The sequence below is a fragment of the Streptomyces sp. TLI_55 genome, from assembly GCF_900206255.1.
Taxonomy (GTDB): domain Bacteria; phylum Actinomycetota; class Actinomycetes; order Streptomycetales; family Streptomycetaceae; genus Streptomyces; species Streptomyces aquilus.
Window position 1 is genome coordinate 8,163,147 of record NZ_OAOJ01000001.1, and the last position, 13,077, is coordinate 8,176,223.

A 13,077-nucleotide genomic window follows, 5' to 3' on the forward strand; every position below is an offset into this window, starting at 1 on the left:
GTTTCCCCGCACGGCCGCGTCGGAGGAACGGAACCGCGGCGGGTGAACAGGGGTGGAGATGCGCAGAGGACTCGTGGCCGTGACGGCGCTGGCGGCCGTGGCGGCGGTGGGATGCGGTGCTGCCGAGGACGACCTCGTGGTCGCGGGCACGGCCCCGCCCACGCCTTACAGCGGGCCGCTCCACATCCCCGGCAAGGCCTGGGACGAGGAGAAGGGGGACCGTTCCGACCTCGTGAACACCGGCGCCGCGGCCCGCGCCCTGGAGTGCGACTGGCCGATCAACAGCGCCGGCGGCAGCGAGCCGTGGAGCGAGGGCGACGGGGGAGAGACGCCGGAGGAGGGGCTGAAGGCGTACTTCGACATCGAGCAGCCCGGCGTGCCGCGGGAGGGCTACCGGGTGGAGCGCGAGGAGGGCGGCCGCGTCCTGTTCTCGTACGACGTCGACGGCCGGACCAAGGTGGCGGTGATCGTCGCCAAGGACCAGCGGTACAGGCCCGGTTGGGGACCCGAGACCAGCGCCTCCTGCGATCCCGCGGAGTTCGATCCGAGTTTCACCGACACCCAGGACTACGAGGTCTGGACGGACCGCAGCGGCAAGCGGGTGCCGCTCACCGTCATCAGCAGCTCGGTCGGCCCCGCCCACTGCGACTGGCAGGACGCGCACTTCCTGGGTCTGGGCGAGGGCAGGGACGGCAAGATCTACGCCCGCGATCCGCACGGGGTGCTCGGCGACGACATGCTGACGGCGCCCTACGAAGGGGACGTCCGCCTGCCCGCCGGGGCCCAGGACACCGGATACCGCCGGGGGGACTGGCAGTTGTGGCTGACGGCAGACAAGGGCACGGCCTACGTCCGCACACCCGACGGTGTGGAGGCCTGGCCGCGGGTGCAGGGCAAGCTCTGCGCCTGATCCCTCACCGGCTCGCGTGCAGCGCGACCAGCAACTGCCAGACCTGGTCGGCGATGTCACCCGCGTCGCCGTCCAGCAGGCCGTGCAGCCAGTCGGCCAGCACCCCGGCGAAGGTCGCGGCGACCGCCGAGGCCACCAGCGGGGCGTCCGCGGCGCCCGCCAGTTCCCGCTCGCGCAGGCTGTAGGCCCGCAGGTCCCGGTGCAGCACCCGGCCCAGCGGACCGCCGCCACCAGGACTCAACAGAGCCCGGTACAGCCCGGCGTGCGGGGCGAGCGAGGCGAAGAACTCCGGCAGCGCGGGCGGCGCGTGCACCGGGTCGGGCCGGCCGCGCCAGGCGTGCAGCGCCTCCACGGCCTCGCGTACGACATCGGCGCAGGCGTCGACGGCCAGGGCCTCCAGGTCGGCGTAGTGGACGTAGAACGTGGCCCGGCCGACCCCCGCCCGGCGCACCAGGGCGGCCACCCCGACCTCGGCGAGCGGGCGTTCGGCGCACTCGGCGAGCAGTGCCCGGCGCAGCTTCTGTCGCGTCCGGGCCGCCCGCGGGTCCTCGGCGGCCGTCACCGCGCCAGCAGGACCGCGCCCAGCGCCAGCGCACCGGGCAGGGCCTGCGCGACGAGGATGCGGACGTTGGCGGTGACCGCGCCGTACACGCCCGCCACGATCACGCAGGACAGGAAGAAGACCTGGGCGCGGAAGCCGGTCGGGTCGGCGGCGATCAGGCCCCAGACCAGGCCGGCCGCGAGAAAGCCGTTGTAGAGGCCCTGGTTGGCGGCCATCGCGGCGGTCGCCTTGGCCATGTCCCGGTCGAAGCCGTGGAAGCGCATCCCCGGCTTCTTCTGCCACAGGAACATCTCCATCACCAGGATGTACGCGTGCAGCGCGGCCACCAGGCCCACCAGAACGTTCGCGACGGCTTCCATGATCTCCCTCGATTGCCTGCGTCTACTTGTTGGACAGGTGTCCACTATACCTGGACAGGTGTCCAGGATGTCAGGGGTGATCGCTAGGGTGTGAGCATGAGTGATCAGGGCGTGATCGTGCGGCGGGCCCGCACGGAGGACATACCGGGACTCGTCGCCTCCAGCGCGGGGCTCTTCGCGGAGGACGGCGGCACCCGCGACCCGGCCATCAACGTCAACTGGCCCCGGGAGCACGGCGCGGAGTCGTTCGCCGCCGCCATCGAGGACCCGACGCGGCTGGTGCTCGTGGTCGACCACGGCGGGCAGGTCGTCGGTCATCTGATGGGCTCGGTGACCGGGCCGACGGACAAGCGGCTGGTCTCCTCGGCCACGCTGATCAGCATGTACGTCCGCCCGGCGCACCGGCGGGCGCGGGCCGGGGCCGGCCTGATGGGGGAGTTCCTCGCCTGGGCCAAGGGTGCGGGTGCCGAGCAGGTCGAGGTGACCGCCTACGCCGCCAACACGGACGCGATCCGCTTCTACGAACGCAACGGCTTCGGCCCGCAGTTGCTCACTCTGCGCCGGACTCTTTGACCGGAGTGGGTATTTGTCGACTGTTCGATACTGGCTGAGCGTGACGGAACCCTCACCTCCGGCGGGCCCCGGGAGTTGATCCTTTCGGGTTCAAACCCGATAAGCTCCCCTGCGGCGCTGCGAGTTGACCCGGTCGTGATCGGTCATCTTGCGGTGCGCATTGGACAGTGCGCTCCCCCTTGCACACCCCCCTGTTCGATCGTGTTGCCTCGAAGGATGCAGATGGAACTCGCCACTCCGCCGCCGGCGGCGCGGGCCCCGGTCGCCTGGTACAGCTGGTGGCTGATGCCGCTGGCCTTAGGAGGCGGGACGGTTGCCGCCACGTTCATGAGCTCGGAGCGAATAACCGCGGCCGTCGCCGGCGCCGCCGCTACGGCGGCCAGCACGGTGTGCGTCCGGCTCCTGGTCCGCACCCGCAAGCAGCTCCACCGGGCCGAGAGCGGCTTCCGCAACGCGCAGGCCGAGCACTCCCAGCAGTGGCAGCAGCATGTCGCGGGCCTGGAGCGGAAGTTCGCCGCCGAGCATGCCGCCCAGGACGCCCGGCTCGCCGACCAGGCCGCGGGCTACGAGGACCGGCTCGCCGAGCAGGTCGCCGGCTACGAGGAGCGACTCGCCGAACAGGCCCGCGCCTACGAGGGGCGGCTGACCGAGCAGGCCGCGTCGTACGAGGCCCAGCTCGCCGACCAGGCCGAGGTCTGGCAGGATCAGCTGGCCCACCAGCTCTCCGCCGTCGCCCGGCTCGCCGACGAGCAGCTGCCCGAGGCACTGGAGCAACTGCGCGCCGGTGACGCCGTCGACGACCTGCTGCCGGCCACCAACCAGTGCGCCAAGGTGAGTTCCGAGCTCCAGACCGAGCTGCGCAAGGTCCTGCGGACCGCGCTCATCGGCGTCGAGCGCGAGTTCGACCGGTCCACCGCCGCCGAGCAGGCCGTCATCGGCATCGGCAACCGCATCCACGTGCTGACCAGCAAGCTGCGCGGCCGACTGCACGAGATGCAGGGCGAGCACGGCCGGCTGCCCTCCGTGGCGCGGGGACTCATGGAACTCGACCAGGAGATCGGCCCCGCCGACTGTCTCGCCGCCAGCATCGGCGTGCTGGGCGGCTCGGACCGGCCCGGCCGGCAGTGGCAGGAACCGCAGCGGCTGCTCAGCGTGGTCCGCGGCGGCATCGGCCGGATCAAGGACTTCCACCGGGTCGACGTACGCCAGCTGCCCGAACTCGGCGTCGACGGCGGTCTGGTGGACCACCTGACGCTGATCTTCGCCCACCTCCTCGACAACGCGGCCCGCTACTCGCCGCCCACCGAGCCGGTGCTCGTCTCCGGCAAGGAGGTGCCGAACGGCGTCGGCATCGAGATCCAGGACTCCGGCAAGGGCCTGAACGAGGAGAAGAAGCGCGAGGCCGAACAGGCCCTCGCCGGCACCGGCTCCGGTCCCGGACTCGGCGGAGTCTCCGAGGACGCCACCATCGGCCTGCGGGTCGTCGGCATCCTCGCCCGGCGCTACGGCATCCGCGTCACCTTCGCGGACTCGCCCTGGCTCGGCACCTCGGTGGTCGTGGTGGTCCCGCACAAGTACTTCAGCCCGCTGCCCACGGCGGCCCCGGTGGTGCAGGCCTCCGCCCCGGCCCCCGTCAGGGAGGAGACCCCGACGCCCCCGACCGCCTTGGCGGAGACCGTCGAAGTCGGTGAGACCGCGGAGACCACGCCCGGCGGACTGCCCCGGCGAAGAAGCAGGCGGAGCGAGGAGGCCCGGCACCAGCCGGGCGAGCGCACCGAGCGGACCCCGGAGGAGACGTCGGCCGTCTCCTCCGTCCCGCCGGACGCGTCCTTCGCCGGCCTGGCCGCCTTCGCCACCGCCGGACGCGAGTCCGACCCGGCCCGGGGCAACGGCGCCCCGGCCGACGGCCGCGAGTCCACCGAGCACCGCACTGAAGAGAGCGACTGAGTCGACATGACGCAACAGGGAACCGACGTGAGCTGGGCGCTCCGCGATCTCGTGGAGTCCATCCCGGAGATCCGTTTCGCCCTCGTGGCCTCCAGCGACGGCAAGGCCATCACCTCTTTCGGCGCCGAGGACCCCGACGACGTGGACCGCTTCGCGGCGGTGGTGGCCGGCCTGCAGGCGCTGGCCCAGCCCGTCGCGGAGCAGTTCGCCCGGCCCAGCGGACAGCTGGGTCAGTTGCGGCTGGCGATGATCGAGGTCGACGGCGGCCACCTCTTCGTCGTCCGCGCGGGCGTGGAGACGTATCTCGGCGTGCTCGCCCGGGAAGGCCTCGACCAGGGCCTGCTCGGGCACCAGATGAGGGATCTGGCCCGCAGGATGGGCGAGCTCCTCGGCACCACTCCGCGGCTGGAGGAGCACTCTGCATGAGTGCTCCCCGCCGGCCCACGGACCCGTCCGGTCTCGAGCGTTACTACGTCCTCACCGGAGGACGTAGCGGACCGGGCGGTTCGGCGTCGAGTCTCGACGTGGCGACCCTCATCGTCTCCCGCACCGCCCCCGCCCCGGGGATGCAGCACGAGCACGAGGAGATCCTCCGGCGCTGCCGTGATCCGCTGTCGGTCGCCGAACTGGGCGCCCACCTCGGATTGCCGTTCAACATACTCGCGGTGCTGCTGGCGGACCTGCTGGAGGCAGACCGCGTGGAAGCCCGTGACCCCATCCCGGCGCACGACGCCCGCCGCGGGCCCGACCTCGCGCTGCTTGAGGAGGTACTCAGTGGACTTGAAAGGCTTTGACCACCCCGGCGGGCCGGGTGACGAGGGCACCCGCTCGGTGAAGGTGATGATCGCCGGCGGCTTCGGCACCGGGAAGACCACGATGGTCCGCTCGGTCAGCGACATCAAGCCGCTGACCACCGAGGAGACCCTCACCCAGGCCAGCGCCGACGTCGACCACCTGATCGGCGTCGCGGACAAGACGGAGACCACCGTCAGCCTGGACTTCGGCAAGATCAGCCTCAACGACAGCCTGATGCTGTACCTGTTCGGCACCCCCGGCCAGGAGCGGTTCTGGTTTCTGTGGAACGGCCTGTTCAAGGGCGCGCTCGGCGCGGTCGTGCTGGTGGACACCCGCAGGCTCGCCTCCAGCTTCCGGGCGATCGAGGAGATGGAGCGGCAGAACGTCCCCTTCGTCGTCGCCCTGAACGTCTTCCCGGACTCCAAGGACTACCCGGTCGAGGAGATCCGCGACGCCCTCGACATCCCCGAGCACATCCCGGTCGTGGCCTGCGACGCCCGCGACCGGGCCTCCAGCCGGGACGTACTGGTCACCCTGATACGTCACCTGAAGGACCGCTCCGCCGTCGCTCTGGAGTCCCGATGACCGATCAGCCCTTAAACGGCGCCGACACCCCGCGCGGCTGCCCCGTCGCCCACGGCGGAGCCGACGTCGCCCGGCTGTACGGGCCGGAGGCGGCGACCGATCCGCAGGGGATCTACGAGCGGCTGCGCAAGGAGCACGGTTCGGTCGCGCCGGTGCTGCTGGAGGGCGACGTGCCCGCGTGGCTGGTCCTCGGCTACCGGGACAACCGGCGGGTGCTCGACAACCCGCGGCAGTTCAGCCGGGACGCGCGGATCTGGCGGGACTGGCGCGAGGGACACATCCCGGAGACACACCCGCTGATCCCGATGATCGGCTGGCGGCCCGACTGCATCTCCCAGGACGGCGAACCGCACCGCCGGCTGCGCGGCGCGGTCACCGAAGGGCTGCTCGCGGCGTCCAGCCGCGGTGTGCGGCGCCATGCCACGTTCTTCGCGAACAAGCAGATCGACGCGTTCGCCGACACCGGGCAGGCCGACCTGGTCGCCGACTACGCCGAGTACCTGCCGATGCTGGTGCTCACCCGGATCCTGGGCCTTCCCCTGGCCGAAGGGCGCCGGCTGGTCGAGTCGTGCGCCCAGGTTCTCAAGGGCGGCGAGGGCGCCCTGGAGCACAACGGCCGGATCATGCAGATCCTCTCCGAACTCGCCGAGCGCAAGCGGGCCGAGCCGGGCTCCGACTTCGCCACGGCCCTCATCCAGCACCCGGCGGGCCTCGACCACGACGAGGTCGTCAGCCATCTGCGGCTGGTGCTGATCGCCGCGCACACCACCACCAGCAACCTGCTGGCCCGGGTGCTGCAACTGGTCCTCACCGACGCAGGCCGGCTGTCGGGTCTGGTCAGCGGGCAGTTGACCATCTCCTCCGTGGTGGAGGAGGTCATGTGGGACACCCCGCCGCTGTCCGTGCTGCCGGGCCGGTTCGCCGCGTCCGACCTGGAACTGGGCGGCCATCACATCCAGGAGGGCGAACTGCTGATCCTGGGCCTGGCCGCCGGCAACGTCGACCCGGAGGTACGGCCCGACGCGGCCGTCACCGTGCAGGGCAACCACTCGCACCTGGCGTTCAGCTCCGGACCGCACGAGTGCCCGGGACAGAGCATCGGCCAGTCCATCATCGAGATCGGTGTCGACGTCCTGCTGCACCGGCTGCCGGGCCTGCGGCTGGCCGGGCCGCCGGAGGAGCTCTCCTCGACCGCCTCCACCTGGGAGTCCCGGCTCGACAGCCTGCCGGTCGAGTTCTCGGTCTGACACCACCACCGCCGCCCGGGCCGGGAATCCGGCCCGGGCGGCGGCGGTGTCTGCGGGGTCAGCCGTCGAGCCAGTCCCCGGCCACGTCCGTGGGCACGTATCCCATGGCGTTCCACAGGAAATGCGGATGCGCGCAGGCGAACATGTACGCCAGCAGCGCGATGTCCTCCCTGCCGGTCCGCGGGTCGTGCAGGGCGTGGAACCGCTCGGCCCCGACCACCCCGGCGTCCACCTGGACGGCCCGGGCACGGCCCGGCGAGGGGGCCATGGAGGACTCCACTCCGGCTATGAAGGTGCGGCGCAGGATCTCCCACGCGTTGTCGACATCGCCGGACCACGGGCCGTGCACGGCCTCGAAGGCGTGCAGCTCGGCGTCGAACAGGGGCCAGGCCCGCGGGTGTTGCTCCTGGCACCGTGCGGACAGCTCGGCGGCCCGGGCGCTCAGCGCCGGTACGGTCGCCCGCGGGGCGACGGTGAGCGTGGTGCCGTCGGTGAGGATGCCGGTGCACGGGTTGGGCTGCAGATCGCACAGCGGGCAGGCCTCGGCGGGCGGGAGGCCCTCGGTGATGCCGTCGAACCACAGGGCGTGGCGGCCGGTGAGCCCCATCCACACGATGGTCGTGGTCATCAGCCAGGTGTTCCACATCGGGTCGTGCGCCTCGGGCGTGCAGCCGTACTTGACGAGGGCGATGGCACTGGCGCCGTAGAGGGCCTTGGTGTGGGTGGGCAGGCCGGCGAGCCAGAAGTTGCTGATCTCGCCGGTGAGGGCGTCGGCCCGGACGTCGGCCATGTCGTCGATGACCCGGCACAGCAGCAGCGAGGCGAGGTTCTCCTCCTGCCACAGCTCGGTGTCGGGCGCGACGTGCCAGAACAGGCAGTCCATCATCTGGAGGGCCGAATAGGTGCTGTGGCTCAGCGGGTTGGACTGGGGGAGCGTGACGGCGCCCGTGCTGTGCTGCTGGAGCCAGTACTCGTCGACGGCCCGTTTGTGGGCCGCGAACAGGCCGGCGACCAGGGCCCGTGCCGTGTTGATGCTGAAGTTCTCCGCCAGGCGGTCCTCGATGAGCTGGGTGAGGCGGCTGGTGTCGATGGTGTCGATCACGCGTTTGTACTCGTGGAAGACGAGGATGTCGTCCTCGTAGCGGTTCCGGTGGCCGAGGTCGTGCTCCAGGTCGTTCATCTGCCGGGTCCAGGACCAGCCCCCGGTCAGGACGCTGTCGAGCTCCCGGCGGTAGGGCCAGGTCTTGACGGCGAGCGGACGGCCGGCGCTGTGCCGCCAGTCGTAGTCGTCCAGTGTGCGGACGGGGGGCGTGGGCAGCCGGCCGCACAGCGCACAGTCGCAGACCGCCGGCTGCTCCTCCTCGCGCGGCGGCGTCAGCGCCCGGCTGCGCCAGGCGCCCTCCAGCATCGTGCAGGTCAGCCGGCATATCTCGACGTCGGTGCTGACCTGGGGGAAGGCGGCCGCTATCACCCGTAGGCCGGCGTCCAGCTGCCGCAGCCGGGCGAGGCCCTGCTCATCGGGGGGCAGGAACGCGGGCCGCGCCGACTGGAGGGCTCCCTCCAGCCGCAGCGCGGACCCGGCGTGGGGGGAGCGGAGCGCGTCCAGCCGCTGCTGAACGGAGGTCTGGGAACTTCGGTGTCGCTCGGTGAGTCCCTTGATGTGCCGCGTCAGGAGGCGGATCAGGGCGTCGCCCGCCTCCGTGGACTGGTGGTGGCCGGTGGGGGCGTCGGAGGGCAGGTCGGACGTGACGGCCTGAGGCATGTGGTTCCTTTCGGGAGACGGCGCGCAGAAACCCCCCACCCCTGGAAGTGGGCGGTCCAGGGGGAGACCGCCCATGCACTCGAACTCGCCTTCGTGGCGCGAAAGTTGAATCGAGAAGCGGAACGAGACTTCCCAGAGAGTAGATGATCTACGCCGTGACCCGACCGTGATCTCCGTTACTGCTCATGCCTCTTGAGCTGCGTATACTCGCGCGCCCCCGACGTACGTCAGCGCCACGCGCGTCTTGGCGATCTCCGCGGGCGGAGCATCGAACGGGTCGCGGTCCAGCACGACCAGGTCCGCCAGCGCCCCCGCGCGCACCTCCCCGGTGTCGTCGAGATGGTTCACATACGCCGAACCCGCCGTGTACGCCGTCAACGCCTCGGTGAGACCGATGCGTTCGGTCGGCAGGAACACCGGCGCGCCGTCCGCGTCCGGCGCCCGCCGGTTGACCGCGACATGGATGCCCTCCAGCGGATCGGGGCTGCTCACCGGCCAGTCACTGCCCGCCGCGAGCCTGGCGCCGGACCGCAGCAGCGCACCGAACGGGTACTGCCACGCGGCCCGTTCGGGTCCCAGGAACGGGATGGTCAGCTCGTCCATCTGCGGTTCGTGCGCCGCCCACAGCGGCTGGATGTTGGCGGTGGCGCCGAGTTGCGCGAACCGCGGTACGTCGTCGGGGTGAACGACCTGAAGATGTGCCAGGTGGGGCCGCGTGTCGCGGTGTCCGTTCGCGGTGCGCGCGGCCTCGATCGCGTCCAGCGCGTCGCGTACGGCGCGGTCGCCCAGGGCGTGGAAGTGGCACTGGAAGCCGAGCTCGTCCAACTCGGTCACGTACTTGGGGAGTTGACCGGGATCGATGAAGCTGGTGCCGCGGTTGGCGGTGGCGCAGCCGCACCGGTCCAGATACGGGTCGAGCAGCGCCGCCGTCCCGGTCTCGGCGACCCCGTCGAGCATCAGCTTGACCGTGCCCGCCCGGAACCGGCCGTGGCTCAACGCGGCTCGCCTCTCGACGAGTTCGGGGATCTGCTCGGCCCCGCGCTCCCGGTCCCACCAGAGGGCGCCGACGACACGCGCGGTCAGCGAGCCGTCCCGGGCCGCCGTCAGATACGCCTCCGCGGGGTCGTCCATGCCGAGGAAGTCCCCGACGAGAGCGTCCTGCCAGGCCGTGATGCCGAGCGCGTGCAGATGACGCTGGGCGTGCAGCAGGGCGGCCAGCCGGTCGGCCGGGGTGGCCGCGGGGGCGAGGCGTCCGACGAGCTGCATCGCCCCTTCCTGGAGGGTGCCGCTCGGCTCGCCCGAGCCCGACGCGTCCCGCTCGATGCGTCCGTCGGCCGGGTCGGGCGTGTCGCGGGTGACGCCGGCCAGTTCGAGGGCGCGGCTGTTGACCCAGGCGCCGTGATGGTCCCGGTTGGGCAGGTACACGGGCCGGTCGGGGACGACCGCGTCGAGCAGCTCCTTCGTCGGCGTGCCGCCCTCGAAGGCCTCCATGGACCAGCCGCCGCCGGTGATCCACGCCCGCTCGGGATGCGCGTCGGCGTAGGCGCGCACGGCGGCGACCGTCTCCGCGGCGGTCCTCGTGCCGGTGAGATCGCACTGCGTCAGTTCGAGGCCGGCCGGCACCGGGTGCACATGCGCGTCCTGGAAGCCCGGCAGCAGCAACCGCCCGGCGAGGTCGACCACTTCGGTCCGAGGCCCCCGCAGGTCCAGGACCTGGTCCCGCCCTACGGCGGTGATGCGGCCGCCGCTGACGGCGACGGCGGTCGCGGTGCGGCCCTCGGGGGTGAGGACGGGGCCGCCGGTGAAGAGCAGATCTGCGTACATGGTCCGTTTCCTGGAAGATCGGGTGGGCTTCGGCGCGCCTCGAAGGGGCGCGGGGTCTGGGAGGCGGTCGGCGGAGCGCTCAGTGGGGTGTCGGGATGAGGCGTGGGGAGTCCGCGTCGGTGCCCTCGCCGGTGCGGAAGTAGGCCGAGCCGCGCACCCACTTGGCCCACGCGGCGGCCACGAAGCCGGACGCGATCATCGCCAGGGGAGTGCTGAGCAGGAACCAGCCGTTGTCCGCGCGGAGCGCGAAGTGATCGGTGGAGGTGTAGAAGGACCAGCCGAGATAGCCGCCGAGCCCGAGCAGGGCCAGCGCGCTGAGCGTCGGCAGCACCACGGCCCGTACGCCCTCCCGCCAGTCCTCGCGCAGCAGCGAACGGAAGCGGACGGCGGCCGCGAGGGCGGTCAGCGCGTACGACAGGGCCACCACGATGCCGATGGCGCTCACCGTCGCCATGATCATGTCCGCCAGGCGGGGAATGACCAGGGCGAGGAGCGCGACCCCGGCCGCCAGCGCGCCGATCAGCACGGTTCCGGCGGCGGGAGTGCCGTACCGGCGGCTGACCCTGGACCACACCGGACCGAGCGTACGGTCCCGGCTCATCGCGAACATGCCGCGGGCCGTCGGGATCACGCCGGCCTGGAGCGAGGCGACCGCGGAGAACATCAGCGCCACCAGCGGGAGCGCGGCCAGCGGCTGGGAGGCCAGCCGGTCGCCGAAGAAGGCGAGGCCTTCGGCGCCGTGCCCGGCCAACTCCTGCTCGGACAGCACGCGTTGGAAGGCGATCGAGCCGATGAGGAACAGCCCGAGCATGGTGAACAGCGTCGTCAGGCCCGCGCGGGAGGCGTCCCGGGGGTCGCGGACCTCCTCGGAGACACTGAACGCGGCCTCGAAACCCCAGTAACAGAACACCGACAGCAGCAGCCCCTGGGCCAGCGCGGTCGCGGACGGGATCTCGAACGGGTCGAACCAGCTCCAGCTGAAGGCGTGCGGGCCGGTGACGATGCCGTATCCGCAGAAGCCCAGCAGTACGACGTACTCGAAGACCAGGAGTCCGGCCTGCACCCTGGCCGCGGTGCGCACGCCCGTGACGGCGGTCAGGGTGACCGCGGCGAGGACCACGACCCCGAGGAGTGTCGTCTGGGCTGTCGACCCGGGGTCCAGCGTCAGGCCGCCGAGCCGGTGCACCCCGGCGTCCCCGGCCAGCTGGATCAGCGCCGAGCCGGTGACGGCCGTGGTGTAGGCGAGGAACGCCACCGTCGCCACGATGTTCACCCAGCCGACCAGGAAGCCCAGCCAGGGAGTGAGTGAACGGCCCACCCACACATAGCCGTTGCCGGCGTTCGGCTCGACGCGGTTGAGCCGGGCGTAGGCGCCGGCGATGCCGAGCACCGGCAGGAACGCCAGCAGCATGATCGCCGGGAGGTGCAGTCCGACGACCCCGGCCGTGACCCCGAGGCCGATGCCGATGCTGGTGGTCGCGGCCGTGCTGGACGCGGCGATGGCGACGCCGTCCAGGACGCCGAGGGACTTGCGCAGCACCGGCTGCGCGGGAGACGCGTGGGGTGGTGGTGTGTCGGGCATGGCCGGTTCTCCGCTCGCACCGGGGGGCCTGGTCGGCCCCGGTGAGGCGACATGAAACTGGCCGGGGGGTTAACAGGTCAACGGTGTTGTCATAAGGTGCGGCCATCGGACCCCCGGAGGCACGCCATGACCGACCGCGTCGTCCCGCCCACCGCGCGGCAGCGCAGACGGCCCACCAAGCAGGGCGTCGTCCTGTCCGAGGAGCTGATCGTCGAGACGGCCATGCGGCTGATCGAGGAGCACGGCGCCGAGGCCCTCTCGGTACGCCGCCTCGGCCGCGCCCTCGGCGCCGACCCCAGCTCCCTCTACCGGTACTTCCGGCACACCGACGACCTGATGCTCGCCGTCGCCGACGAGCTGATCGGCCGCACCCTGCGCAGCTGGCGGCCCACCGGCGACTGGCGCGCCGACCTGCGGGACCTGGGCCTGCGCATGCACGCCGGGGCGCTCGCCCACCCCCGGGCCGCGGTCCTCAGCTCGCACCGGGTGACCGGGCGCGACCACGAGATCCAGGCCGTGGAGACCATCATCGGCGTGCTGCGCGACGCGGGGTTCCCGGACGCCGACGCGGTACGGATCTACCACGCCTTCGTCGACCAGGCGCTCGCCTTCGCCGCCCTGGACTCGGCGAGCACGGCCCTGCCCCGGTCGGCCCGGGAGGCGGAGGCGTCCGTGTGGCGGGCGACGTACGCCCGGCTGCCCGCCGAGACCCACCCGCACATCGCCGCGACCGCCCGCCACCTCGTGACGGACATGCCGCGCAGCTCGTATCCGATGGCACTGGACCTGCTGCTGAGCGCGGCGGCGGCCCGGCTCGCCGAGATCCGGGACGGGGCGGACACCTGACCGGGAGACTGTCCACGGCCCTTCCCGATGACTTCAGGAGGCCGAGCACCGATGGCGAGCCCGCCCGCACGTCCCGCGAAACAGC

At 72.0% G+C, this 13,077-nt stretch carries 13 protein-coding genes; 8 read left to right on the top strand and 5 right to left on the bottom strand.

All coding sequences use genetic code 11. The features are described from left to right. The first annotated feature begins 58 nt into the window (after window positions 1-58). The gene (locus CRP56_RS37395) at window positions 59-910 is read left to right on the top strand and encodes a hypothetical protein (RefSeq protein ID WP_097274826.1); all 852 of its coding nucleotides are present in this window, start codon (window positions 59-61) and stop codon (window positions 908-910) included. A 4-nt stretch (window positions 911-914) separates the two neighbouring features. On the opposite strand, the gene CRP56_RS37400 is transcribed toward CRP56_RS37395, so the two are convergent. Beyond that, on the bottom strand, window positions 915-1,472 hold the full coding sequence (locus tag CRP56_RS37400) for a TetR/AcrR family transcriptional regulator (protein WP_097271721.1): 558 nt from the start codon (window positions 1,470-1,472) through the stop codon (window positions 915-917). Next, a complete protein-coding gene (locus tag CRP56_RS37405; protein WP_097271723.1) occupies window positions 1,469-1,831 on the bottom strand; it encodes a DUF1304 domain-containing protein in 363 nt (120 codons plus the stop codon). The genes CRP56_RS37400 and CRP56_RS37405 overlap by 4 nt, the downstream gene beginning before the upstream one ends. 96 nt (window positions 1,832-1,927) lie before the next feature. On the opposite strand from CRP56_RS37405, the gene CRP56_RS37410 reads away from it, so the two are divergent. The 6 genes from CRP56_RS37410 to CRP56_RS37435 all read left to right on the top strand — a co-directional run bounded on the left by CRP56_RS37410 (window position 1,928) and on the right by CRP56_RS37435 (window position 6,978). Next, on the top strand, window positions 1,928-2,404 hold the full coding sequence (locus CRP56_RS37410) for a GNAT family N-acetyltransferase (protein WP_097271725.1): 477 nt from the start codon (window positions 1,928-1,930) through the stop codon (window positions 2,402-2,404). A 222-nt stretch (window positions 2,405-2,626) separates the two neighbouring features. Next, a complete protein-coding gene (locus CRP56_RS37415; RefSeq protein ID WP_097271727.1) occupies window positions 2,627-4,351 on the top strand; it encodes an ATP-binding protein in 1,725 nt (574 codons plus the stop codon). A 6-nt stretch (window positions 4,352-4,357) separates the two neighbouring features. Continuing rightward, entirely contained in the window at window positions 4,358-4,777 is a 420-nt protein-coding gene (locus CRP56_RS37420; RefSeq protein ID WP_097271729.1) for a roadblock/LC7 domain-containing protein, read from the top strand. Next, window positions 4,774-5,145 (top strand): DUF742 domain-containing protein, encoded by a 372-nt coding sequence (locus CRP56_RS37425; protein WP_059194658.1) that lies wholly within the window; start codon window positions 4,774-4,776, stop codon window positions 5,143-5,145. Before CRP56_RS37420 ends, CRP56_RS37425 begins: the two co-directional genes overlap by 4 nt. Continuing rightward, complete coding sequence (locus tag CRP56_RS37430) at window positions 5,126-5,731, top strand: GTP-binding protein (RefSeq protein ID WP_097271731.1); 606 nt, start codon at window positions 5,126-5,128, stop codon at window positions 5,729-5,731. Before CRP56_RS37425 ends, CRP56_RS37430 begins: the two co-directional genes overlap by 20 nt. Then, on the top strand, window positions 5,728-6,978 hold the full coding sequence (locus CRP56_RS37435; RefSeq protein WP_097271733.1) for a cytochrome P450: 1,251 nt from the start codon (window positions 5,728-5,730) through the stop codon (window positions 6,976-6,978). The genes CRP56_RS37430 and CRP56_RS37435 overlap by 4 nt, the downstream gene beginning before the upstream one ends. Window positions 6,979-7,036: 58 nt before the next feature. Here the strand turns inward: CRP56_RS37435 and CRP56_RS37440 are convergent, their stop codons facing one another. The 3 genes from CRP56_RS37440 to CRP56_RS37450 all read right to left on the bottom strand — a co-directional run bounded on the left by CRP56_RS37440 (window position 7,037) and on the right by CRP56_RS37450 (window position 12,146). Then, on the bottom strand, window positions 7,037-8,740 hold the full coding sequence (locus tag CRP56_RS37440; RefSeq protein WP_257041504.1) for a hypothetical protein: 1,704 nt from the start codon (window positions 8,738-8,740) through the stop codon (window positions 7,037-7,039). 183 nt (window positions 8,741-8,923) lie between these two features. Further along, a complete protein-coding gene (locus tag CRP56_RS37445) occupies window positions 8,924-10,564 on the bottom strand; it encodes an amidohydrolase (protein WP_097271735.1) in 1,641 nt (546 codons plus the stop codon). 79 nt (window positions 10,565-10,643) lie between these two features. Beyond that, entirely contained in the window at window positions 10,644-12,146 is a 1,503-nt protein-coding gene (locus tag CRP56_RS37450) for an APC family permease (RefSeq protein ID WP_097271737.1), read from the bottom strand. A 126-nt stretch (window positions 12,147-12,272) separates the two neighbouring features. On the opposite strand from CRP56_RS37450, the gene CRP56_RS37455 reads away from it, so the two are divergent. Next, window positions 12,273-12,992 (top strand): TetR/AcrR family transcriptional regulator, encoded by a 720-nt coding sequence (locus CRP56_RS37455; protein WP_097271739.1) that lies wholly within the window; start codon window positions 12,273-12,275, stop codon window positions 12,990-12,992. Window positions 12,993-13,077 lie beyond the last annotated feature (85 nt).

Excerpts from the sequence above, each read along its gene's own strand:
- CRP56_RS37415 (WP_097271727.1), top strand. The coding sequence starts at position 2,627 with ATGGAACTCGCCACTCCGCCGCCGGCGGCGCGGGCCCCGGTCGCCTGG.
- CRP56_RS37420 (WP_097271729.1), top strand. The coding sequence starts at position 4,358 with ATGACGCAACAGGGAACCGACGTGAGCTGGGCGCTCCGCGATCTCGTG.
- CRP56_RS37395 (WP_097274826.1), top strand. The coding sequence starts at position 59 with ATGCGCAGAGGACTCGTGGCCGTGACGGCGCTGGCGGCCGTGGCGGCG.
- CRP56_RS37455 (WP_097271739.1), top strand. The coding sequence starts at position 12,273 with ATGACCGACCGCGTCGTCCCGCCCACCGCGCGGCAGCGCAGACGGCCC.
- CRP56_RS37405 (WP_097271723.1), bottom strand. The coding sequence starts at position 1,831 with ATGGAAGCCGTCGCGAACGTTCTGGTGGGCCTGGTGGCCGCGCTGCAC.
- CRP56_RS37410 (WP_097271725.1), top strand. The coding sequence starts at position 1,928 with ATGAGTGATCAGGGCGTGATCGTGCGGCGGGCCCGCACGGAGGACATA.
- CRP56_RS37440 (WP_257041504.1), bottom strand. The coding sequence starts at position 8,740 with ATGCCTCAGGCCGTCACGTCCGACCTGCCCTCCGACGCCCCCACCGGC.
- CRP56_RS37425 (WP_059194658.1), top strand. The coding sequence starts at position 4,774 with ATGAGTGCTCCCCGCCGGCCCACGGACCCGTCCGGTCTCGAGCGTTAC.
- CRP56_RS37450 (WP_097271737.1), bottom strand. The coding sequence starts at position 12,146 with ATGCCCGACACACCACCACCCCACGCGTCTCCCGCGCAGCCGGTGCTG.
- CRP56_RS37445 (WP_097271735.1), bottom strand. The coding sequence starts at position 10,564 with ATGTACGCAGATCTGCTCTTCACCGGCGGCCCCGTCCTCACCCCCGAG.
- CRP56_RS37435 (WP_097271733.1), top strand. The coding sequence starts at position 5,728 with ATGACCGATCAGCCCTTAAACGGCGCCGACACCCCGCGCGGCTGCCCC.